The organism is Bacillus sp. EU55, from assembly GCF_038005925.1.
GTDB lineage: Bacteria > Bacillota > Bacilli > Bacillales > Bacillaceae > Bacillus > Bacillus velezensis.
Map to the genome: position 1 here is coordinate 1,171,878 of NZ_JBBOUE010000001.1, position 22,421 is coordinate 1,194,298.

The 22,421-nt window shown below is 45.7% G+C and carries 24 protein-coding genes, 1 pseudogene and 1 riboswitch; of the genes and pseudogenes, 13 read left to right on the forward strand and 12 right to left on the reverse strand.

The window, feature by feature from the left end; translation table 11 throughout:
* Positions 1–25 precede the first annotated feature (25 nt).
* The gene (gene iolG / locus NYE50_RS06200) at positions 26–1,057 is read left to right on the forward strand and encodes an inositol 2-dehydrogenase (protein ID WP_159353997.1); all 1,032 of its coding nucleotides are present in this window, start codon (positions 26–28) and stop codon (positions 1,055–1,057) included.
* 117 nt (positions 1,058–1,174) lie between these two features.
* On the opposite strand, the gene NYE50_RS06205 is transcribed toward iolG, so the two are convergent.
* The 6 genes from NYE50_RS06205 to NYE50_RS06230 all read right to left on the reverse strand — a co-directional run bounded on the left by NYE50_RS06205 (position 1,175) and on the right by NYE50_RS06230 (position 7,571).
* On the reverse strand, positions 1,175–2,743 hold the full coding sequence (locus NYE50_RS06205; protein WP_340762868.1) for an IS1182 family transposase: 1,569 nt from the start codon (positions 2,741–2,743) through the stop codon (positions 1,175–1,177).
* 161 nt (positions 2,744–2,904) lie between these two features.
* A complete protein-coding gene (locus NYE50_RS06210) occupies positions 2,905–3,399 on the reverse strand; it encodes a DinB family protein (RefSeq protein ID WP_022553575.1) in 495 nt (164 codons plus the stop codon).
* Between the two features lie 154 nt (positions 3,400–3,553).
* The gene (locus NYE50_RS06215) at positions 3,554–4,180 is read right to left on the reverse strand and encodes a pentapeptide repeat-containing protein (RefSeq protein WP_088056528.1); all 627 of its coding nucleotides are present in this window, start codon (positions 4,178–4,180) and stop codon (positions 3,554–3,556) included.
* Positions 4,181–4,403: 223 nt separating this feature from the next.
* Complete coding sequence (locus tag NYE50_RS06220; RefSeq protein WP_007409151.1) at positions 4,404–4,844, reverse strand: GNAT family N-acetyltransferase; 441 nt, start codon at positions 4,842–4,844, stop codon at positions 4,404–4,406.
* An 82-nt stretch (positions 4,845–4,926) separates the two neighbouring features.
* Positions 4,927–6,768, reverse strand: coding sequence for a bifunctional homocysteine S-methyltransferase/methylenetetrahydrofolate reductase (locus NYE50_RS06225; RefSeq protein WP_094295674.1), 1,842 nt, complete (start codon positions 6,766–6,768; stop codon positions 4,927–4,929).
* Between the two features lie 89 nt (positions 6,769–6,857).
* Positions 6,858–6,979: riboswitch (SAM riboswitch) on the reverse strand.
* Between the two features lie 100 nt (positions 6,980–7,079).
* Positions 7,080–7,571: a YajQ family cyclic di-GMP-binding protein gene (locus NYE50_RS06230; RefSeq protein WP_022553573.1), complete on the reverse strand. Its 492-nt coding sequence runs from the start codon at positions 7,569–7,571 to the stop codon at positions 7,080–7,082.
* Between the two features lie 99 nt (positions 7,572–7,670).
* Here NYE50_RS06230 and NYE50_RS06235 point away from each other — a divergent pair, with 99 nt between their 5' ends.
* The 5 genes and pseudogenes from NYE50_RS06235 to NYE50_RS06250 all read left to right on the forward strand — a co-directional run bounded on the left by NYE50_RS06235 (position 7,671) and on the right by NYE50_RS06250 (position 12,741).
* The gene (locus NYE50_RS06235; RefSeq protein ID WP_170616562.1) at positions 7,671–8,567 is read left to right on the forward strand and encodes a CvfB family protein; all 897 of its coding nucleotides are present in this window, start codon (positions 7,671–7,673) and stop codon (positions 8,565–8,567) included.
* 170 nt (positions 8,568–8,737) lie between these two features.
* Positions 8,738–9,713 (forward strand): annotated as a pseudogene (locus tag NYE50_RS06240) (BMP family ABC transporter substrate-binding protein).
* Positions 9,710–10,489, forward strand: coding sequence for a HAMP domain-containing protein (locus NYE50_RS21955; RefSeq protein WP_395606273.1), 780 nt, complete (start codon positions 9,710–9,712; stop codon positions 10,487–10,489). The pseudogene NYE50_RS06240 and the gene NYE50_RS21955 overlap by 4 nt, the downstream one beginning before the upstream one ends.
* A gap of 122 nt (positions 10,490–10,611) precedes the next feature.
* Positions 10,612–11,358 carry a methyl-accepting chemotaxis protein gene (locus NYE50_RS21960; RefSeq protein ID WP_395606275.1) on the forward strand — a complete coding sequence of 249 codons (747 nt, stop codon included), beginning with the start codon at positions 10,612–10,614 and terminating at the stop codon, positions 11,356–11,358.
* Positions 11,359–11,490: 132 nt separating this feature from the next.
* Entirely contained in the window at positions 11,491–12,741 is a 1,251-nt protein-coding gene (locus NYE50_RS06250) for a cytochrome P450 (protein WP_159353999.1), read from the forward strand.
* A 48-nt stretch (positions 12,742–12,789) separates the two neighbouring features.
* On the opposite strand, the gene NYE50_RS06255 is transcribed toward NYE50_RS06250, so the two are convergent.
* Both NYE50_RS06255 and NYE50_RS06260 read right to left on the reverse strand, forming a co-directional pair.
* Positions 12,790–12,912: a DUF3941 domain-containing protein gene (locus tag NYE50_RS06255; protein WP_098081280.1), complete on the reverse strand. Its 123-nt coding sequence runs from the start codon at positions 12,910–12,912 to the stop codon at positions 12,790–12,792.
* Between the two features lie 48 nt (positions 12,913–12,960).
* Positions 12,961–13,812, reverse strand: a complete 852-nt coding sequence (locus NYE50_RS06260) for a DegV family protein (protein ID WP_029325952.1) — start codon at positions 13,810–13,812, stop codon at positions 12,961–12,963.
* A gap of 125 nt (positions 13,813–13,937) precedes the next feature.
* Between NYE50_RS06260 and NYE50_RS06265 the strand changes: the two genes are divergently transcribed.
* From NYE50_RS06265 to NYE50_RS06275, 3 genes are all read left to right on the forward strand, one after another.
* The gene (locus NYE50_RS06265; RefSeq protein ID WP_007610547.1) at positions 13,938–14,780 is read left to right on the forward strand and encodes a YitT family protein; all 843 of its coding nucleotides are present in this window, start codon (positions 13,938–13,940) and stop codon (positions 14,778–14,780) included.
* Positions 14,781–14,794: 14 nt separating this feature from the next.
* On the forward strand, positions 14,795–15,256 hold the full coding sequence (locus NYE50_RS06270; protein ID WP_159354000.1) for a BsuPI-related putative proteinase inhibitor: 462 nt from the start codon (positions 14,795–14,797) through the stop codon (positions 15,254–15,256).
* 163 nt (positions 15,257–15,419) lie between these two features.
* Positions 15,420–16,988, forward strand: coding sequence for an IS1182 family transposase (locus NYE50_RS06275; RefSeq protein ID WP_340762868.1), 1,569 nt, complete (start codon positions 15,420–15,422; stop codon positions 16,986–16,988).
* A 104-nt stretch (positions 16,989–17,092) separates the two neighbouring features.
* Here the strand turns inward: NYE50_RS06275 and NYE50_RS06280 are convergent, their stop codons facing one another.
* The 3 genes from NYE50_RS06280 to NYE50_RS06290 form a co-directional block, all read right to left on the reverse strand.
* A complete protein-coding gene (locus NYE50_RS06280) occupies positions 17,093–17,290 on the reverse strand; it encodes a DUF3813 domain-containing protein (RefSeq protein ID WP_003155097.1) in 198 nt (65 codons plus the stop codon).
* On the reverse strand, positions 17,290–17,439 hold the full coding sequence (locus NYE50_RS06285; protein WP_003155094.1) for a hypothetical protein: 150 nt from the start codon (positions 17,437–17,439) through the stop codon (positions 17,290–17,292). Before NYE50_RS06285 ends, NYE50_RS06280 begins: the two co-directional genes overlap by 1 nt.
* An 85-nt stretch (positions 17,440–17,524) precedes the next feature.
* Positions 17,525–18,337 carry a Cof-type HAD-IIB family hydrolase gene (locus NYE50_RS06290; protein ID WP_159354001.1) on the reverse strand — a complete coding sequence of 271 codons (813 nt, stop codon included), beginning with the start codon at positions 18,335–18,337 and terminating at the stop codon, positions 17,525–17,527.
* A gap of 120 nt (positions 18,338–18,457) precedes the next feature.
* Between NYE50_RS06290 and NYE50_RS06295 the strand changes: the two genes are divergently transcribed.
* A complete protein-coding gene (locus NYE50_RS06295) occupies positions 18,458–19,225 on the forward strand; it encodes a prolyl oligopeptidase family serine peptidase (protein ID WP_007409140.1) in 768 nt (255 codons plus the stop codon).
* A 62-nt stretch (positions 19,226–19,287) separates the two neighbouring features.
* On the forward strand, positions 19,288–19,596 hold the full coding sequence (locus NYE50_RS06300) for a metal-sulfur cluster assembly factor (protein WP_003155088.1): 309 nt from the start codon (positions 19,288–19,290) through the stop codon (positions 19,594–19,596).
* A gap of 108 nt (positions 19,597–19,704) precedes the next feature.
* Here the strand turns inward: NYE50_RS06300 and fosB are convergent, their stop codons facing one another.
* A complete protein-coding gene (fosB, locus tag NYE50_RS06305; protein ID WP_201448510.1) occupies positions 19,705–20,148 on the reverse strand; it encodes a metallothiol transferase FosB in 444 nt (147 codons plus the stop codon).
* A gap of 185 nt (positions 20,149–20,333) precedes the next feature.
* On the opposite strand from fosB, the gene NYE50_RS06310 reads away from it, so the two are divergent.
* Both NYE50_RS06310 and NYE50_RS06315 read left to right on the forward strand, forming a co-directional pair.
* Positions 20,334–21,770 carry an FAD-binding oxidoreductase gene (locus NYE50_RS06310; RefSeq protein WP_109566850.1) on the forward strand — a complete coding sequence of 479 codons (1,437 nt, stop codon included), beginning with the start codon at positions 20,334–20,336 and terminating at the stop codon, positions 21,768–21,770.
* Positions 21,767–22,309: an MFS transporter gene (locus NYE50_RS06315; protein WP_003155082.1), complete on the forward strand. Its 543-nt coding sequence runs from the start codon at positions 21,767–21,769 to the stop codon at positions 22,307–22,309. The genes NYE50_RS06310 and NYE50_RS06315 overlap by 4 nt, the downstream gene beginning before the upstream one ends.
* Positions 22,310–22,421: the final 112 nt, after the last annotated feature.

A 22,421-nucleotide genomic window follows, 5' to 3' on the forward strand; every position in this document is an offset into this window, starting at 1 on the left:
CTCAAGAAAAAAGGAGCGGTGATAGATGACAGATCAAGTCAGATGTGCGGTGCTGGGATTAGGACGATTAGGGTATTTTCATGCGAAGCATTTAGTCAGCGAAGTGCGGGGAGCCGAGCTTGCGGCCGTCTGTGACCCGATGAAGGGAAAGGCGGAAGCGTGTGCGAAAGAATTAGGAATCGCCAAATGGACGGAGAATCCGTATGACCTGTTGGAAGATCACACGATTGACGCCGTCATCATTGTCACACCGACAAGCACACATGCGGAAATGATCATGAAGGCTGCTGAAAACGGCAAGCACATCTTTGTTGAAAAGCCGCTCACCCTGAGTCTTGAGGAATCTAAAGAAGTCATGAAAAAAATCGAAGAAACGGGCGTCATCTGCCAGGTCGGTTTTATGAGGCGGTTTGATCCGGCATACGCCGACGCGAAAAGAAGAATCGACGCCGGGGAAATCGGCAGGCCCATTTATTATAAAGGATTTACAAGAGATCAAGGCGCACCGCCCGCGGAATTTATCAAACATAGCGGAGGGCTTTTCATTGACTGTTCGATTCATGATTACGACATCGCGAGATATCTCATGAATGCCGAAGATACGTCCGTCTGCGGGCACGGGAGAATTTTAAAGCACCCGTTCATGGAGGAGTGCGGCGACGTTGATCAGGCATTAACGTATCTTGAATTTGATTCGGGCGCGGCCGGCGATGTGGAGGCAAGCCGAAATTCTCCGTACGGGCATGATATCCGCGCCGAAATTATCGGGACGGCGGGAAGCATCTTGGTCGGAACGCTGCGGAAAAGCCATGTCACCATTTTAACGGAGTCAGGCAGCAGCTACGAAATTATTCCGGATTTTCAAGCCCGCTTTAAAGACGCTTACCGTCTGGAGCTTGAGCACTTTGCCGAATGTGTGAAAAAAGGGGAAACGCCGATTGTGACAGACGTCGATGCCACGATTAACTTAGAAATCGGGATCGCCGCGACGGAATCGTTTAAAACCGGAAGGCCTGTAAAGCTTACCCCGGGCGCCTTCGGCTATGCCGGACTATGATAGATTCGAAGTGAAAAAGTGGCTGGGACAAAACTAGCTTCAAATAATGAGAAAGGTGAATTTGGGGGTACTCAAATTCATCTTTCTTTATTTTTATGTATAAATTCTTCTATTACCTTAGAAGTTGGCAGTGAATTTTCTTAAATTCACTGCCATTAATGCGAGACCCATTTCGTTTGCTACCTTCGATTTTCCTCGTACAGAAAATCGAGTGAAACGCAAATTAGCCTTCAAGAATCCAAAAACTGGTTCCACATCGGTTTTACGTTTTCGATAGATGGCACTCGTTTTCTCTTCTGAAAGCTTCGCTCTCACATATTCTTTTTGCTGTTCCCATTTTTTGTTCACCATTAGTTTTCGATTGTTTCCTTCTTTTGCCTTGGTACATGATGAACGGAATGGGCATCCTGAACAGTCTTCGCACTCGTAGACTTTGAAACTCCTTTGGAAACCTGTAGCGTCCGTTCGGACAGAATGATATTGAAATTCTAAACGTTTCTGATTAGGGCACGTATATGTATCGGTTTCTTGATCATATACCCAGTTATCAGGATTAAATGTATTTTGTTTGTACTTTTTCTTTTGTTCCTTCAAAAACATGTTATATGTTATCAGTGCTTCTCGGTTTCTGTTTGAGAGAATATCACTAAAGTTTTGTTCACTACCATAACCTGCATCTGCAACTATATGTTTCGGTAACTCGAAATAATGTTGCTCGATCTCATCTAAAAATGGAATTAACGTACGTGTATCTGTTGGGTTTGGAAATAGACTATAAGCAAGCGCATATTGACCTTCCGTTGCGATTTGTACATTGTAACCAGCTTTCAATTGCCCGTTTTTCATATAATCATCTTTCATTCGCATAAATGTCGCATCTAGATCTGTTTTAGAATAGCTATTACGTGGTCCAAAGATTTTAAGATCCTGTTGGTACTTCCGTTTTCTTAGGATAAAATCAATCAACTGTTTACGCACTTGTTTCGGGTATTTTCGTTCCCTTCGTAAGGCTTTTCGTTCCGTAACGTCTGAAGATGCTTCTATTTGTTTATCATATTCGGTCACTACTTCGTCTACTTTTTGAACCATTTGAGTGAGCTCTCCAAATGATAGCTGTTCATCACTTTCCCGTTCCATTTGGGGTATGATTTCGTTCTCAAGCAACTCATTGTACAACTGGTTTGACTTATCAATTAAACGCTGATGAAATTTCTCAATCGCTTTCTTCCAGACAAACGTAAATTTATTCGCATTCGCTTCAATCTTTGTACCATCGATAAATATCGCTTCTTGATCGATCAGTTTTTCTTCAATCAATTGGCAGCGAAATTGGATGAAACATTGACGGATTAAATCTTTCACTACTGGTTGAACACGAAATCGGTTAATTGTACGGTAGCTTGGTTCATACCCTTGAGCTAACCACATCATACGGATACTGTCTTTTAATAGGGCCTCTATTTTACGCCCTGAAAAGACAGATTGAGTGTAGGCACATAGAATAATTTTAAGCATCATGCGTGGATGATAGGCAGGACAACCTTCATTTCGAAGAAATGGTTCAAACGCTTCTTGAGGGATACTTTCCACTAAATGATGGACATGGTAGGCAATATCATTATTTTGTAACTTTACTTCTAAATCTAAAGGCAAAACGATTTGATTCATGGTATAATCTTTAAACATAAGGACACTTCTTTCTGATTAGATTTTGTATGGTAACTTAATTTTATCAGAAGTTGTCCTTATTTTTTATTGTAAAATAATCAAAAACGGTGAAAGTTTACTCGTCGTAAAATTTCACCGTTTTTTTCGTCTTAGAGGTGGGTTTTGTCCCAGCCCCTTTTTTATGATTCGTATGAGAAAAAAATGTAGTCAGTCGGCACGCTTTTATAGCCCATTTGGTGAAGCATCGCGCTTATATTGCCGCGATGGTATGTGCCGTGATTCACAACATGCCGGATCACATCGGCATATGTCGTCCGGAGCGTTCCCATGCGTGGATGAGAAATGGAGATCGGGCCTTCCGTGTTCTCCAATTCTCTTAAAAATTCGCTGTATTCTTTGTCCAGTTCAGTCATTCTATGTTCAATCGCCTCAAAATCTCCGTCAAGCTTTTCAAATTGATCAAACTGCGAGACGATTTGTTCGTAAGTTTCTCCGTAAAGCACGTGAAGCCAAATGTAATCAGCCCGGTATATATGCACAAGCACGGCGTTCACAGTCGGAAAAACACTATCCAGTTTCTGCTGTAAGCTTGCCGCGGGCAGGGTCTTCAGATGCTGAATAACCTGCTCATTTGCCCATCTGTGGTAGTGATACAGCTTTAAAATGTCTGACATTCCAATTCCCCCTCTTCCTTCCGTACATTCAACATGACCTGGCCGAATTCCTTTTATCGAAACAAAAGCGCCGCAAAATAAAAAAGCAGCACCCCACATCACCAATGCCGAGCATTTATTCAGGATGCCGCCCGCCGTTTCGTTTAATAAAAGATCACGTCACAATTGCTCCGAGCGCTTCTGCGAATGTCACGGCATGAGACGGAGAGATGCGGCATCCTTTCAGCTTATCGAGCGAGACGTGCAGGTGATCAAATGTGCACGTGCTGATATCCATATTAAAAAGAGACGTGCCGATGAAGTTTGCGCCGTTCAAATCACAGACGTCAAGATCTGTGTATTCAAGAACGGCATCATTCCACTCACTTTCTGAAAGGCCGCACGTGTCAAACCGGACATGCTTCATATTGGAATAGCTGAAGGAGCTGTAATGTGCGAGGCAGTCTTCAAACCGTACATGACGCATGGCGGAATCCGCCAGATTCAAGCCGAGAAGTTTTGAATGCTGAAACGCCGTTCTATGGATGATGCTTCCGCTGAAATCAGCGTTTGAGACATCACATTTGTCAAACAGGACATCCGTACATTCCATATGTCTGAAAGAGACATCCGTAAAAACGGTGTTTCTGAAAATGACTTTTTCGGCGCGCAGGCCGTCCAGTTTGCCGTTTATCACGGCGTTTTCTATGACGACTTCTTTTATGAGGTCGTCCTGAAGCGCTTCAGTAAAAGAAAGCACCGGCAATTCTTTCGGGATTTTCGGTTTTTGGATCGTATTCATCTCGTACTCCCTTTTCTAAACATAATAGCTGAAACCGGCAATTGGCAGATATCGCTTTCGACCCTGCCACCCTTGCCGAATGGCGTGTTGCTTACTGAACAAAGGGTAATATCAAAGCGGGATCGCGTCAATAGCGGCGCTTATAAAAGCTTCATTCCGTTTGAACGTCATCCGCCCACTGAAAGATAAAAACAAAGCCCTGATAAGAGGGCTTTTGTCTGTTTCAGGCGAGTTCTTTATACATGATCACATGCGGGCCGATGCCGGGTATGTCAAAGGGGCTGCCCGTGCTTTTCCAGCCGAGCTTTTCGTAATATCCCTTTACGTGACATCTGGCGTTGCACCAGACAAGCGCCGCCCCCATATCTGCCAGTTTCCGTTCCGCATAGGCGATTAACGTGCTTCCCGCTTTTTGCGTCCGGTATTCCTCAAGCGTCGCCATGCCGCGCAGCTGGTAGGCGGGCGCTGCCTGTAAAGCCTGCTGGTTCTGCGGGTAGAAAGAAGCGATGCTGATCAATGTTCCGTCGTAAAAACCTCCGAGATGAAAGGCTCCTTTGACGCTGTCCTGATCATATTTACAATCCTCAATCGTCTGATGGGGGCGCAGCACGCTGTGTCTGATCGCGTATGTGTCTTCTGCGGTGATGGGTTTTACTTCAACCATGAAAAAATCCTCCTTTGCTTGATTCTTTTTCTGTATCGTACCATGAAAAAGCCGCCTGTCATATCAGGCGGCTTCTTTCGCGTCAATGCAAATATACATCAGCCCGCTTTTCATCCTTTTGCTTAATATAAGCTGCAAGCTCTGACGTCAAATCAGAACGGAGAAACGGGGTGATTAAATAAATTCCGTTAAACAGTTCGCACGCCGTGTCGAGAAGCGATTTGGCGATGGCGAGGCCTTCGGCTTTCTGCTTTCGCTTGTCTTCGCCGGCGAGCGCCATTTTTTCGCGGATGCTGTCTGACAGCTTAATGCCCGGGATTTCATGATGAATGAACTCTGCGTTGCGGCTGCTCGTTAACGGCATGATTCCGATATACACCGGTGTTTTGAGATGCTTCGTTTCATGATGAATGTCAATGAGCTGCTGCTCCGAGTAGACAGGCTGGGACACGAAGTAGTCAGCTCCGCACTCGATTTTTTTCTCCAGCCGTTTGACTGCTTTATCAAGATGGCGGACATTCGGATTAAATGCTCCGGCTACGGAAAAGTTCGTTTTCTTGCCGAGCGGTTTCCCTGATAAAGAAATGCCCTCGTTGAATTGTTTAATCAGCCTGATCAAATCAAAGGACGTTAAATCATAGACGGAGGTAGCCCCCGGAAAGTCACCGATTTTTGAAGGATCACCCGTGATGGCTAAAATGTCGGTGAGCCCGAGCGTATCCAGCCCCATTAAATGTGACTGAAGGCCGATGATGTTGCGGTCTCTGCATGTAATGTGAACGAGAGAACGGATATCAAGGCGCTCTTTCAGCAATGAACCGCAGGCGGCATTACTGATCCGCGGTGTCGCCAATGAATTGTCGGCGAGCGTCAGCGCTTCTATGCCGGTTTCTTTTAATTCAGCGGCCGCTTGCAGAAATTTGTCAAAATTCAATTTCTTCGGCGGATCAAGCTCTACGATAATTGACCGTTTTTGAGCGGCGATTTCGTTTAAACCAGGCTCGGTCCGTTCATTACGGACTGAGATGACTTCCTCTTCCCGTCTGATTTTCACTTCTTTATCAGTGACGGGAGAAAGTCCGCGGACCGCTTCAGCCATGGCTCTGATATGGTTTGGCGTCGTACCGCAGCAGCCGCCGATAATGCGCGCGCCCTGAGTGCGGAACTGTACGGCGCTCTCCCGGAAATAGGCATCGTCCGTATCATAAACAAGCCGGCCTTCTTCTAAAGACGGAAGGCTGCTGTTCGGATAGACCGATAAATAAGCGTCATGGAAAATCGGCACTTCGGTGAGCGCTTCAATCATGTGGTACGGGCCGAGCCGGCAATTGATTCCCGTTATGTCAGCGCCGAGATCGGCAATGGACCTGAGGGCTTCCCGAAGCGGCGTTCCGTCCTGCAGCACGCCCTGTTCGTGCATGGATACGTTCAGCATAATCGGAAGTTCCGTTTCTTTTCTCGCGATCTTCAGCACTTCGCGGGCCTCTTCTAAATCATAGTATGTTTCCAGAAGCAGACCGTCCGGCTCTTCGTGCAGCAATAAATAAAGCTGCTCCCGAAAGCTGCGTTTAATCTCCTCCAGGCTGTAGGCGTTTTTGTTAAAGGTGCGGATGCCGCCCATCGTTCCCAATACATAAGCGCCGTCTGAGGAAGCGCGCGCGATTCTGACCGCCTCCTGATTGATTTTTTTCGTTTCATCCTCAAGTCCGTATCTTGAGAGCTTAATAAAATTCGCGCCGTACGTATTTGTCTGGATGATGTCTGCCCCGGCTTCCACGTAAGCCTTATGTATCCGTTTGATTTCTTCGGGCTTTGATACGTTCAGTTCCTCAAAACATCTGTCAATGCCGTAGGAATAGAGGAGAGTGCCCATCGCACCGTCTCCGATTAAAATCCGTTCTTCTAAGTCTTGTAATAGTCCCATTGTTTGCCTCCTTCATCACATTCAGCAAGGAAAAAAGAGAAATAAAAAAAGTCTTCTTAAGAAGAAGACTTTGTAATCATTTGTCTCTCTTCTTATCTTCCAAGCTGTTTTTAGCTTGCTGGATTTAGCACCTTGGTCATGGTTTGGGTAAACCACTACACCGGTTGCTGAAGCGTCGTCGGGCCAGTCCCTCGGCTTCTCTTGATAAGAACGTTCATGTAATTGTCATGGGTTTCCAAAACTTAACTGTGAAAATCCCTTTCTCCAAATTTACCGAAAATAGAGACAATAATCAATAGGAATCACATAATTTATCTAAAATTAATAAATTGAACGTCAATCGGCAGGTCTGCTCCGCGGACGGCTGCAATAATCTGCTGCAGATCATCTTTATTTTTTCCGGTGACGCGCACTTGGTCGTCCTGAATCTGCGACTTGACCTTCAAGCCGGAGTTTTTAATCACCGCGTTGATTTTTTTGGCGTTGTCTTTATCAATGCCCTGTACAAGCTTCGCGCGCTGGCGCACCGTGCCTCCCGATGCATTTTCGATTTTGCCGTATTCAATGTTTTTCGTCGGCACGTCCCGTTTGATCAGCTTGCCGCTCAGCACATCTTTGAGCTGATTCAGTTTAAACTCGTCATCAGAAATCAGGACAAGTTCTTCCTTTTCTAACTTCACATCGCTTTTCGATCCTTTAAAGTCATAGCGCGTGCCGATTTCTTTCAGCGTCATCTGAATCGCATTCTGCACTTCGGGAAATTCAACTTTGGATACAATATCAAAAGAACTTTCTTTTGCCATGAGAAAACCTCCTATAACATTTCACTTATGAGTTGATTATAGTAGAATAAAGAGAAATGTCCAACAGCATAAAGCATGAATTTATGCATATTGGAAAAAATGAGAAAAACATCAGCCTCATACGGGCGAATCAGGAAGGACGATAACATGAGACCAGGGCAGCAGCTCACGCTTAGTATAGATCACCAAACCGATTTCGGTTATTTTTTAACTGACGGCGAGGATACGGTTCTTTTACATAACAGTGAAATCACAGAGGATATCGAAGACAGAGATGAAGTGGACGTATTTATTTACGTCGATCATCAGGAAAGACTCGCGGCGACGATGAAAAAGCCGCTCATCAGCTTTTATGACTACGGATGGGTGGAAGTGACGGACGCTGTGGAAGATATGGGCATATTCGTCGACGTCGGTCTGTCAAAAGACGCGCTCGTCGCAACGGAGCACCTGCCTCCGTACAAATCCGTCTGGCCGCAAAAAGGAGACAGACTGTATTGCATGCTGAAGGTGACAAGCCGCGGGCGCATGTTTGCCAAACCGGCGCCTGAGGATATCATCAGTGAATTATTTACGGATGCAGAGGAAGACGTCATGAATAAAGACCTGACAGGCACGGTGTACAGACTGATCGCATCAGGCTCTTTTCTGATTACCGATGAAGGCATCCGCGCGTTTATTCACCCTTCAGAAAGAAAAGAAGAGCCGAGACTCGGCAGCCGCGTGACAGGGCGTGTCATCGAGGTAAAGGAAGACGGCTCCGTCAACATGTCCCTGCTGCCGAGAAAGCAGGATGCGCTTTCGGTTGACGCGGAAGAAATTCTGACCTATCTGAGATCAAGAAACGGCGCGATGCCTTACGGAGACAAAAGCCATCCTGACGATATCCGCGAACGGTTTCATTTAAGCAAAGCCGCCTTTAAGCGGGCGCTCGGGCATCTGATGAAAAACGGCAAGGTCTATCAGGAAGACGGCTGGACATACGAAAAACAATAAATGTTCTGCAAAAACATCGGTGAACCAAAACCGATGTTTTTTATTTTCTCAAAAGCTGCTATATTCCTCATTTGTTTAACAACCTGCCGAACATACATATTTTATTGAAATAAAATATTCTGACATCCGAACCGATATATAACTATAGAAAAAACAAAAGGAGAGTTTCAATGAGAAAAATGGCGATATTTGCGGCTGTACTGCTGCTTGCGCTCAGCACGGCGGGATGTGCCGGCAAATCTGAGGAAACGGCGGCCGAAAAAACGAAAACAATCGGCATCATGCTGACAGACAACGGCCTCGGCGACCAATCATTTAATGATTCAGGCTTTCAAGGTTTGATGAAAGCGAGAGACGAGCTCGGCATCACATTTGATTACCGGGAAATAAAAGATACCGGTACATACGAAAAAGGACTGACCCAGCTTGTCCGGGAAGGCAATGATCTTGTTGTGGGGCTCGGTTACAGCATGCAGGCGGATTTAGAAAAGGTCGCCAAAAAAATCCGAAGCAGCGGTTTGTGCTGATTGATTCCGTATCAGACCTGGATAATGTCACCTCCGTCACGTTTAAAGAGGATGAAGGAAGCTTCTTAGCCGGAGCGCTGGCGGCCATGACGAGCAAAACCGGCACGATCGGATTTATCGGCGGTTCCGATGCCGACGTCATTAAACGGTTTAAAAAAGGCTATCTGAAAGGCGCGGGATCAGTCAAACCGAACATCCGCGTGCTGTCGGACATCAGCGGTACGTTTGATGATGATAAGCTCGGGAAGCGCATCGCCCAAAACATGATCCGAAAAAAAGCCGATGTCCTGTTTACGGCGGCCGGCTTCACGGGTGTCGGCGCACTGAAAGAAGCGGAGGCGCAAAAAGTATACGCCATCGGTGTGACAGCGATCAATATTACACCGCCGAGCACGCCGTTATTTCTTCTTTAGTGAAAAATGTCGACCATGTCATCTATGAATTGGCGAAAGATTTAAAAGACAACAAGGAGATCAAAAGCGGTGAGATCGTTTACGGACTGAAGGAAAACGGCATGGAATTAGCCAAGATCAGAGTTGTCAAAAACGCAGGCGGGCTGGCGAAAAAGATCACGGATATGAAAAACAGCCTGATTGAAAAAGGAGGCGATCTGAAGTGACATTACGGACAAGGCTGCTCGTTAACGCAGCCGTTACGATGATTTGCTTCGCCGCCGTCATCGGCTTTACCATCGTAAACATGATGAAGATTCAGGCTTCAAATGAAGATGAAGTGGACGCGCTGTTAAACGTCCAGGAAGCAAAAGCTGACCTTAATACGTTAAAAGAAAGCATCACCGGCTATTCCTATACGCTCGCAGACGCTCAGAAAGAAGATGTGCGAAGCTATATGAAAAGCAGCTCAGACAAACTGGCGGCGCTCAAAAAAACGATGACGGACGATGCGGACAAAGCCGCTTATGACAAACTCGCCAAAAAATACGAATCGTGGCAGGCGGAGGCGTACGCTGCTCTTGATTCGAAAAGTCCGGCTGAAGCGACAAGGACGGCGGCCCGCATCAACGGTCTTCTGAATGATATTTATATGCTGAATCTGAAAAGCCGGGATCACTATGAAGACATGCAGAAGCAGACGGCTGACCAGATTCAGTTTATCGTTTACAGCGCAGCCGTGCTGACCATCGTGATACTTGCCGTCACCGTCATATCTTCCATCAGGCTGACGAGGAGAATTGCAGGGCCGATACGCCGCATGGCTGAAAATGCCCGTCGTATTGCGGGAGGGAACCTTGCTGTTGAAATGCTTGATTATAAAGGGAAAGACGAACTGAAAGAGCTGAATGACTCATTCGGAATGATGGCTGAACAGCTCCGCACCTTAATTCAGGGATCGGAGAGGTCGGCCGTGAAGTCGAGACTTTTGCGGAAGGTTTGACGAAGGAAAACCAGACGCTGAAGGACATGACCGAGCAGGTGTCCGTGTCGACGGAAGAAATGGCGCAAGGCTCCCAAACCATTTCAGAAGATCTGCAGCATGCGGTGCAATTCATTGAACAAATGGATGAACATTCAAAGGCGAACGCCGAACGTTCAAAACAAACGACGAGAAGCAGCGAAGAGACGATTGCGGCAGTGGCTGCGGGGCGCGGTGCTTTAGCTGAGACCAAGCAAGCCATTGATAAAAGCAATGAGACATCAAAAGAGATTTCCGAAGCCGCCGATCTCTTCATAGAGCATGCGGCAGGCATCAGTATGATGGCGCAGACCGTTTCTGACATTGCGGGCCAGACCAATCTGCTGTCATTAAACGCCGCAATCGAGGCGGCAAGAGCAGGCGAGGCCGGAAAAGGATTTGCCGTCGTTGCCGAGGAGATACGGAAGCTCGCAGACGGATCAGCCAAAGCGACCGCGCAGATTTTCGATATGGTAAAGCAAATTGAAGACGGCATCACGTCTATTACCGGAGCTGTCACGACCGGCGTCGCTTTAGCGGACAGACAGCAGGAGCTGATGGAGAAAACGTCAGAATCATTCGCCCATATTGAACAAAAAGCCGCCCATATTAAAGCGGAGCTTACTCAATTGGACGGACGGATCATCGAATCGAAACAGCTTGGCGGGCAAGTGCTGCATCATGCCGAAAGCATCAGCGCCGTCGTTCAGGAAACGGCTGCGGGAAGCGAAGAGATTTCTGCCTCCGCGCTTGAGCAGCTGTCTTCTTTTCATAAAATGGCGGAAAGCGTCAATAATCTGGTGAGCCTGACAGAGCGGTTAAACGATCAGGTCCGCCGGTTTACTTTGTAACGGGCTTTTGCCCCGCCCCTGATTTTTGCAGCCTGACATGAGTAACTTCTGAATGAAACACAAATACTGAATATACATGTGTTTATATTTATTCTTTTTCGTGAAAGGTGAAAAAAGAAGGGAGGAATCGGGATGGATGAACAAATTCCGCATGAAAAGGGTCTTGATAATAGTCTGGCTTTATTACGCGATGGTTATGTATTTGTGAAAAACCGAGCGGAGACTTATCGCTCAGATGTGTTTCGCGCCCGTTTATTAGGGAAGACATTCATTTGTATGAGCGGAGCGGAAGCCGCAAAGCTTTTTTATGACACAGAACGATTTCAGCGGCAGCAGGCCCTCCCCAAACGGGTGCAGAAAACGTTATTCGGAACAGGGGCAATCCAGGCAATGGACGGTGAACGGCATAAGCACAGGAAGCTTCTATTTATGTCGCTGATGACGCCGCCCCGGCAAAAACGGCTTGCGGAAGCGGTGGCAAAACAGTGGAAAGCATCTGCGGAAATGTGGGAGGGTTCAAACCGAATTGTCCTTTTTGATGAAGCGAAGAAAGTGCTGTGCCGGGCTGCCTGTGAGTGGGCCGGCGTCCCGCTGAAAGACTCAGAAGTGAAAGAACGGGCAGAGGATTTCACCGATATGGTAGACGCATTCGGCGCTGTCGGACCGCGTCATTGGAAAGGCAGAAGGGCGAGGCTGAAAACGGAGAAATGGATAGAGGAGGTCATTGAGGATGTGCGGTCCGGCAAGCTGCAAACGCCGGAGTGCTCAGCCTTGTATGAAATGGCTTTTCATACAGAACTTGACGGGAACAGACTTGATTCTCACATGGCTGCTGTTGAGCTTATTAATGTTCTGCGCCCGATTGCCGCCATTTCTTACTTCATTACGTTTTCAGCTCTTGCATTGCATGATTACCCTGAATATCGGGGCAAACTGAGATCGAGAGATGATCAGGAGGCTGAAAGATTTGCACATGAAGTTCGGCGGTATTACCCGTTTGCCCCGTTTTTAGGAGCCGTTATGAAAAAAGATTTCGTATGGAAGAACTGTGAGTTTAAAAAGGGTGCATCCGTCATGCTTGACCTATATGGGACAAACCATGATTCCCGGCTTTGGGAAAATCCCAATGAATTTCGCCCGGAACGTTTTCAGGGGCGGGAGGAAAATAAATTTGATTTCATTCCCCAGGGCGGAGGTGATCCGGCTAACGGTCACCGCTGTCCGGGTGAGGGAATGACCGTGGAAGTCATGAAAACTTCCCTTGCGTTTCTTGCCAATGAAATAGAGTACGATGTTCCGTCCCAAGATTTGAGCTTCAGCCTGTCCAGAATGCCGGCATTGCCTGAAAGCGGATTCGTGATAAGTGATGTTAGACGCATATAGAACAAAAAACAGCCCTCTATCTTCATACACAAGAGGGCTGTTTTGCTTTTACAGATGGTTCGGTTTTTTGGAATTCTGGTTTTTTCCCGCCTGCCGGTTTTTTTCGGCAAGCCGGTTCTTTTTCTGATTTACGGCGTTATTGTCCAACGGTTTTTTGTCATCATCTTTCATGCGGCAAAGCCACCCTTCTGTCCGTTAGGATGCCCGCCCGCATTGAAATTATGGCTTCAGGAAAAAAATCGCGAGCGTGCCCGGCCCGGAGTGCGCGCCGATCGCAGAGCCGATTGAATGAAGAATGATCTCTTTCGGATGGAACGCTTCTTCAATCATTTCCTTCATCCGAAGCGCCGTCTCCTCGTTATCTGCATAGCTGATCCCCACGGTTTGATCCGCCCAATCGCCGCCTTCTTCCTTCATCATTTCTATAATCCGTTTAAACAGTTTCTTCTGTCCGCGCAATTTTTCGAGCGGCACGAGCCTGCCGTCATCCACATGCAGAATCGGTTTAATGTTCAAAAGCCCCCCGACAAAAGCGGACGTTTTTGAAATTCTGCCGCCCCGCGCGAGATAAGCGACATCATCGACCGTAAATATATGTTTCATCCGTGCGCAAAAGCTCTTTACAGACGTTTCGATTTCTTGTATTGTATTCCCGTTAACACAGAGTGTTTGCGCGTGCATCACCGCAAGGCCGCAGCCCAATGAAGCGCATTTGGAATCTACAATCCGTAAATCAAAATCGGGAAATTCCTCTTTTACTTCATTGGCGATCATCACCGCCGTCTGATAGGTGCCGGAAAGACCTGAGGAAAAGGCGATGTATATCGCCGGTTCTCCCAGTTCCGCGTATTGTAAAAATACTTTTTTTATCGTATCCGGTGATGCCTGGGATGTTTTCGGAACTTTCCCGTCCCGCATCGCTTGAAATATATGATCCGCCTGAATGGTGACCGTGTCCTCATATTCGTTTCCGTCAAGTGTTACGTGCAGCGGAATGAACCCGATCCGGTTTTCTTCAATATAAGATTTCGGCAGGTCAGAGGCGCTGTCAGCAATAAGGTGAACTGTCATCATAATTCCCTTCTTTCCGATTGGTGAGAGTGATGCCAACTATATCATATAAATGTGGCAAAATAGTGTTCAAAACTTTATTTTAAGGGAAAAGCTAATAATGAAAATGAGCGGGGGAGCAAGCCATGGTACTAGAACAAGCAAAAAAATTAGCAATCGTCGTCATCGGCGCGTTTCTGTATGCGGCGGGACTGAATTTATTCCTGATACCGGCGAATGTATATGCCAGCGGTTTTACCGGTGTCGCCCAGCTGCTGTCAAGCGTCGTTGATCAATACGCCCCCTTTTATATTTCGACAGGAGTTCTCATGTTCCTCTTAAACATTCCCATCGGTGTGTTAGGGTGGCTGAAAGTCGGCAGATCATTCACCGTATACAGCATATTAAGCGTAGCGATGACGTCCGTCTTTATGGGAATTCTCCCGGAAATGAGACTGTCGCACGATATTCTTCTGAATACCGTATTCGGAGGAGTCATCTCAGCTATCGGCATCGGTTTAACGCTGAAATTCGGCGCTTCGACAGGCGGACTTGATATCGTGTCGATGGTGCTGGCCAAATGGAAGGATAAACCGGTCGGCACATATTTCTTCATTTTGAACGGGATTATCATTTTGACGGCAGGATTATTGCAAGGATGGGAGAAAGCATTATATACCCTTGTCGCTCTGTATGTCACAACAAGGGTGATTGACGCCATTCACACCCGCCACATGAAACTGACCGCCATGATCGTTACGAAAAAAGCCGATGAAATCAAAGAAGCGATTTACGGGAAAATGGTCCGCGGCATTACGACGGTGCCGGCAAAAGGCGCTTACACAAACGAACAGAAAGAAATGATGATCATCGTCATCACGCGGTACGAATTGTATGACCTTGAGAAAATCGTGAAAGAAGTCGACCCGAAAGCCTTCACAAACATCGTGCAAACGACAGGGATCTTTGGTTTCTTCAGAAAAGACTGATAGGAGCGGATAGAATGAAGTGGCTGTTTGGCCTGTTATTACCGGTCATTTTATTGATCGGATGCAGCAGTCAATCCGGGCAGAAGGAGCCCGCTGAGGAGGTATCCGGAGAGATGAATGAACAGCAAGCGGAATTAGCCGTAAACCCTGTGCAGACGGATCAGCAGATCGAATTTCAAATGTCTTTAAAAAACAAGAGCGGCAGCCCGATCGATTTCACATTCAGCTCAGGGCAGAAATTCGAATTGACCGTACATGACCAACATCACAAAGAACTGTACCGCTATTCAAAAGACAAAATGTTTACTCAGGCGTTTCAGACCGTGACCTTAATGCCGAATGAAACGTATGACTTTTCAGATGTGTGGAAAAACGTGCCCTGTCCGGGAACATACACGGTGACGGTGACGTTTTTAGGGAAGTCCGATCAGATCGGAAAGAGACTGAAAACGGTAAAAACATTTGAAGTGAAATAAAAAAGCGGGGCTGGGACAAAACCCACCTCTAAGACGAAAAAAACGGTGAAATTTTACGACGAGTAAACTTTCACCGTTTTTGATTATTTTACAATAAAAAATAAGGACAACTTCTGATAAAATTAAGTTACCATACAAAATCTAATCAGAAAGAAGTGTCCTTATGTTTAAAGATTATACCATGAATCAAATCGTTTTGCCTTTAGATTTAGAAGTAAAGTTACAAAATAATGATATTGCCTACCATGTCCATCATTTAGTGGAAAGTATCCCTCAAGAAGCGTTTGAACCATTTCTTCGAAATGAAGGTTGTCCTGCCTATCATCCACGCATGATGCTTAAAATTATTCTATGTGCCTACACTCAATCTGTCTTTTCAGGGCGTAAAATAGAGGCCCTATTAAAAGACAGTATCCGTATGATGTGGTTAGCTCAAGGGTATGAACCAAGCTACCGTACAATTAACCGATTTCGTGTTCAACCAGTAGTGAAAGATTTAATCCGTCAATGTTTCATCCAATTTCGCTGCCAATTGATTGAAGAAAAACTGATCGATCAAGAAGCGATATTTATCGATGGTACAAAGATTGAAGCGAATGCGAATAAATTTACGTTTGTCTGGAAGAAAGCGATTGAGAAATTTCATCAGCGTTTAATTGATAAGTCAAACCAGTTGTACAATGAGTTGCTTGAGAACGAAATCATACCCCAAATGGAACGGGAAAGTGATGAACAGCTATCATTTGGAGAGCTCACTCAAATGGTTCAAAAAGTAGACGAAGTAGTGACCGAATATGATAAACAAATAGAAGCATCTTCAGACGTTACGGAACGAAAAGCCTTACGAAGGGAACGAAAATACCCGAAACAAGTGCGTAAACAGTTGATTGATTTTATCCTAAGAAAACGGAAGTACCAACAGGATCTTAAAATCTTTGGACCACGTAATAGCTATTCTAAAACAGATCTAGATGCGACATTTATGCGAATGAAAGATGATTATATGAAAAACGGGCAATTGAAAGCTGGTTACAATGTACAAATCGCAACGGAAGGTCAATATGCGCTTGCTTATAGTCTATTTCCAAACCCAACAGATACACGTACGTTAATTCCATTTTTAGATGAGATCGAGCAACATTATTTCGAGTTACCGAAACATATAGTTGCAGATGCAGGTTATGGTAGTGAACAAAACTTTAGTGATATTCTCTCAAACAGAAACCGAGAAGCACTGATAACATATAACATGTTTTTGAAGGAACAAAAGAAAAAGTACAAACAAAATACATTTAATCCTGATAACTGGGTATATGATCAAGAAACCGATACATATACGTGCCCTAATCAGAAACGTTTAGAATTTCAATATCATTCTGTCCGAACGGACGCTACAGGTTTCCAAAGGAGTTTCAAAGTCTACGAGTGCGAAGACTGTTCAGGATGCCCATTCCGTTCATCATGTACCAAGGCAAAAGAAGGAAACAATCGAAAACTAATGGTGAACAAAAAATGGGAACAGCAAAAAGAATATGTGAGAGCGAAGCTTTCAGAAGAGAAAACGAGTGCCATCTATCGAAAACGTAAAACCGATGTGGAACCAGTTTTTGGATTCTTGAAGGCTAATTTGCGTTTCACTCGATTTTCTGTACGAGGAAAATCGAAGGTAGCAAACGAAATGGGTCTCGCATTAATGGCAGTGAATTTAAGAAAATTCACTGCCAACTTCTAAGGTAATAGAAGAATTTATACATAAAAATAAAGAAAGATGAATTTGAGTACCCCCAAATTCACCTTTCTCATTATTTGAAGCTAGTTTTGTCCCAGCCACTTTTTTTATTGCAATTTCTCCAGCTGATCCTGAAATTGGTGCAGCTGCTGACGTTCTGCATCCGTCGAATTGGCGTACGCGGAAGACACGGCGTTTTTGGCGCGTGAGACAGCTTTTTCCTGATCGCCGTCCTCGAAACCGTTAGCAATCATGACGGCCTGCTGGACAAATGACTTGGCTTGAGAAAACAGTTCGTTTCTCATTAAAAGTCAACCTGCCTTTCAGCCGAATCTTTTGCTGCATCATGCTGTGCTTCCTCTAATGTAGACCGATATGGAAATCTTGCGTCATGAAGACTGACAGAGTCCTTGCCTTGCTGAATAAACCGTTTTGATTTGTTTCGTTTACCCATTGCAATGTCCCCCTTCCATATTTAGACGAGATGAGTCGTCTGTTTTAGTATGGGCGGAAGGCTTTGTGTTATGAGCGGCAAAACCTCACAGGGAGAAATAGGATTTTAAAAATTCGGCGATTCCGTCCGCTTCATTTGATCCCGTGACGCGGTCGGCGGCCTGTTTGACTTCATCCGTGCCGTTTCCCATCGCTACGCCGCACCCGGCAAACCGGAGCATTTCAAGATCGTTATCTTCATCGCCGAACGCGATGATCCGTTCTCTCGGCACTTGGTAATAGTCGCTGATTTTCTTCAGGCCGACCGCTTTATTCATCCCGTGTTTAATGATTTCAATCACATGCCATGGAGCCGCCCATCTTCTGTGGTCAATGACCTCGGCGTGCACATCGGATAAATGCGCGCGTATGTCCGCGACGTCCTCTTCCTTTGCATGAATCAATACGGACGTTACATCCTCCTTGACCGTTTCACGCAGATCGCCGAATGTGACATTCGCCGTATTCATATGAAACGCCTCAATTAAATGCTCATCATGATAATGGAAGTACACATCATCAATGACCTCAGCGAGCACATTATGTATTTGATAGGTCTCTGTAAGTTCGGCAAGCTGTCTGACCACATCGACCGATAAAGACGTGTGGTAGCGTCCCCATGACTCGTCTTTCGGGTGGTGGACAAATGCCCCGTTAAAATTGACAATCGGCGTTGTCAGCCCGAGCTCGTCATAATACATCGAACTGGAACGGAAAGGGCGGCCGGTTGAGATGCAGACATGATGACCCGCTTCTTTCAGCGTCTGAATCGTCCGCGCCGTTTCAGGGGAAATGGTTTTATCATCTTTTAATAAGGTTCCATCCAGATCTAAAGCGATGAGGTAAGGTTTTGTCTCCATAAATAACTCCTTTTGTCATGTAATTTGCTGTTTTTCTCTTATGTACAGTGTAGCTTTTTACCATCTTTATTGTCTACATGTTACACTTATGATTATGGTTATCCTAAGGAGGGAGTCAACGTGATTCTTATTGATCATCAAACCGTATCAGGCATTCCGTTTTTACATATTGTAAAAGAAGAAAATCGGGACCGTCCCGCTCCCCTTGTTTTCTTTATTCACGGTTTTACAAGCGCGAAGGAGCATAATCTTCATTTCGCTTACCTGCTTGCTGAAAAGGGCTTCAGGGCGGTGCTGCCGGAAGCTCTTTACCACGGTGAACGCGCTGAACAGCTGTCAGCAGAAGAGCTCGCCGTCCATTTTTGGGACATTGTATTAAATGAAATCGAGGAGCTTGACGTGCTGAAAAAGGATTTTGAAGCGCGCGGTCTGATTGAAGACGGGCGGATCGGTCTTGCGGGCACGTCAATGGGCGGAATTACGACATTCGGCGCGATGGCCGCGTATGATTGGGTCAAAGCCGGCGTCAGTCTGATGGGAAGTCCGAACTATACGGCATTTTTTCAGCAGCAGATTGACCACATTCAAAAGCAGGACATCGACATTGACGTCACAAAAGAACAGGTCGATGAACTGTTTGCGCGGCTCAAACCGTTTGATCTCAGTCTGGAACCGGAAAAACTCCGGAGCCGCCCGCTGCTGTTCTGGCACGGCGTTCAAGACAAAGTCGTTCCGTATGCACCGACCCGCGGCTTTTATGAAACGATTAAACCTCATTACAGCAGCCGGCCTGACCATCTTCAGTTTCTGAAAGACGAACGGGCTGACCATAAAGTCCCGAGATACGCCGTTTTAGAAACCGTCGCCTGGTTCGATAAGCATTTATAAAGCACAAAGGTGTTAACAAAACCCGCTTTTACGTTATACTGAGGAAAAAGGAGTGATGGAACGTGGAAGAAGCATTAAAAGAAAACATCATGGGCGCCTTGGAGCAGGTTGTTGACCCTGAGCTCGGCGTCGATATCGTCAATCTCGGCCTTGTATACGACGTTGATATGGATGACGACGGCCTGACGCACGTTACGATGACACTGACATCAATGGGGTGCCCGCTCGCTCCGATCATCGTCGACGAGGTGAAAAAAGCGCTCGCCGACATTCCGGATGTAAAAGAGACGGAGGTCCACATCGTCTGGAATCCGCCGTGGACAAGAGACAAAATGTCACGCTACGCAAAAATCGCATTAGGGATTCAGTAATAAGAAAATGCACCTCGGATTTTAGGTACATCCTAAAGTTTGGAGGTGCTTTTCTTTTGTCTGCATATAAGCGACAGTGAGGGTTTGTTTTGGATCGCAAACAAACCTTTATATATAAAATTTCATATGAGGTTTATCTTTTTTGTAATAGGACAATCTGTCTTGGAGTGTGCCTGTGTGGAATTCAAATTTATGCCCATCGGGATCAGTAAAATAAATTGACTTTTGATCTTGTTTATCTCTTGGATGCCCATTTAATATATTTACATTTAGATTTTTTAGCCGTTGATGTATTGCATCAAAATCTTTTGGATCAATTGTAAAGGCCATATGCGTATAAGATTTATGTATTTCATTTCTTGGTATATCCGCCTCTAAGTTAAGTGCAAGCCAAAGCCCGTTCAGATCAAAATATGCTGTCTTTTGCCCTTTAACCAGGAGTTGTGCATGAAATACTTTTTCATAAAATTCTATAGATTTTTCCAAATTTGAAACAGAAAAAAGAAGATGATTGATTCCTTTTATGTTTATTTTCCCCACCTCATTTAACATGTTTGTTTTAAACAATCCCTTTGGTAATACATCTGCATATATATCGATTATATACTGACTAAAAAATCATTTTAAGGATTTCTGTGGATTTTTTATGCCGTGTGTTTTCCGGTATCGGGTTAAAAAGGAAAAAAACGGACGTAAGGCATGATATAATAGACCGGCTGCATGCGAGGGAGGAACCCATGAAGAAAAAATTACTTCTCATTATCCTTAGCATTCTTGTTTATACGGCGCTGTTCGCTGTTTCCGCTTTTCACAAAGAGCCGGAGCAGCAGGCAGGGACAATGACGGATGTCAGCCGTCTCATGCCCGTGAAAATTAAGCAGACGGTCAAAGGAAAAGAGAAAGAAACATTGATCGAAACCATTAAGGAAGCAAAGAGAAAGCATCTGAAGATCTCAATCGCAGGCGCCCAGCACTCAATGGGCGGCCAGACGTATTATGAAGACGGTATCGTTCTCGACATGACGGGCTACAACAAAATACTCGGTCTCGACCGAAAGAAAAAAATCATCAGAGTGCAGGCGGGAGCGACGTGGAATGATATTCAGCGCTATGTCAATCCGTACGGGCTCGCGGTAAAAGTCATGCAATCGCAAAACATTTTTACGATCGGCGGCTCACTGAGCGCCAACGCCCACGGCCGGGATATCCGGTACGGTTCGCTGATTGATACGGTCAAATCGTTTCATCTTTTAAAGGCGGACGGCAAAGTCATCACCGTTACTCCGAAAGATGACCTGTTTTCAGCCGTCATCGGCGGCTACGGCCTGTTCGGCGTCATCCTTGACGCGGATATTGAGCTGACGGATGATGAACTTTATGAAATGAAAACGAAACGCATGAACGCTGATACATACAGTCAATATTTTACGCAGCATGTTCAGCGCAACCCCGCCGTGCGCATGCATCTCGCGCGGATCGCAACAGGGGATAAAGGCTTTTTGCATGACATGTATGTGACTGATTACACGCTCTCAGACAATCAGAAAGAATTAAAGCAGCACAATGAACTGAAAGAAGATGAGCATCCGGCGCTGACGAAATTCGCGCTTGGCCTCTCCCGCCGGTATGACTGGGGCAGAAATTGGTTCTGGTCAACCCAGCAGTCTTATTTTCTCAGCCAAAACGGCGTGAAAGTCTCCAGGAACAATGTCATGCGGTCAGAGTCGAAATTTTTGGAATATGAAAACACGGACAACACCGACGTGCTACAAGAATACTTCGTGCCCGTCGGCGAATTTGCGCCGTACATTCATGATTTACGCAAGACGCTGTCACATGAAGATTTCAATCTCGTAAATATTACGATCCGCTACGTGCAAAAAAATGAAAAAGCCGATCTGTCATACGCAAAGGAAGACATGTTTTCACTCGTTCTTTTAATCAATGAAGGGTTTTCAAAAGACAGCCAGGCGAGTGCGGCGCGGATTGTCAGAAAAATGACGGATACGGCACTGCGCCACCGCGGCAGTTATTATCTCCCGTATATGCTGTACCAAACGAAAGAGCAGATGCGCGAGGCATATCCGAAAAGCGATATGTTCTTTCAGAAAAAACACAAATATGATCCGGATGACTTGTTTATGAATTATTTTTATCAGAGGTACAAATCATGAAACACAACCATTTAAAATGGCTGATCCTGTCTCAGAGCAGTGTCTTTTTTGCCGGCAGCCTGATCTTTCCGTTTTATATTTTATTTATTAAAAACATCGGTTCCAGCTACACGCAATTCGGTCTCTCATACGGCTTGTTCGGCCTGAGCGGCGCATTGATTCATCCGCTGCTCGGCCGGCTGTCGGCAAGACTGGACCCCCGCTGGTTCCTTATGGCAAATTCGTGGGGGATGGCGGTGCTTCTTCTGACGCTCCCGCACATTACCGGCGTGCACCAGGTTTATGTTGTGCAGGTGCTTTTGGGCCTGTTCGGCGCGATGCAAAAACACGGCGAGAAAATCATGATCGCCGATTACACCGACGGCGGGGAGCGGGGAAAAAAAGTCGGCAGCTATCATTTCTGGACGGCCGTATTTTCAGCTGCCGCCATTATTCTCGGCGGGTTTCTCGCTGATTTCTTTACGGTTTATATTATTTTTTACGCCAGCTCCGTGCTGTTTTTTATAAGCGGGCTGATGATGCTGAAGAAAACAGGCTGATCCGATCAGCCTGTTTTTCTTATGGAACTCCCTCGAACGAGAGGGAGTTTTTTTGTCAGCGAAAACAGATGGAAAATGAATGAAAAAATATTAAATATACAATTGAATTAAT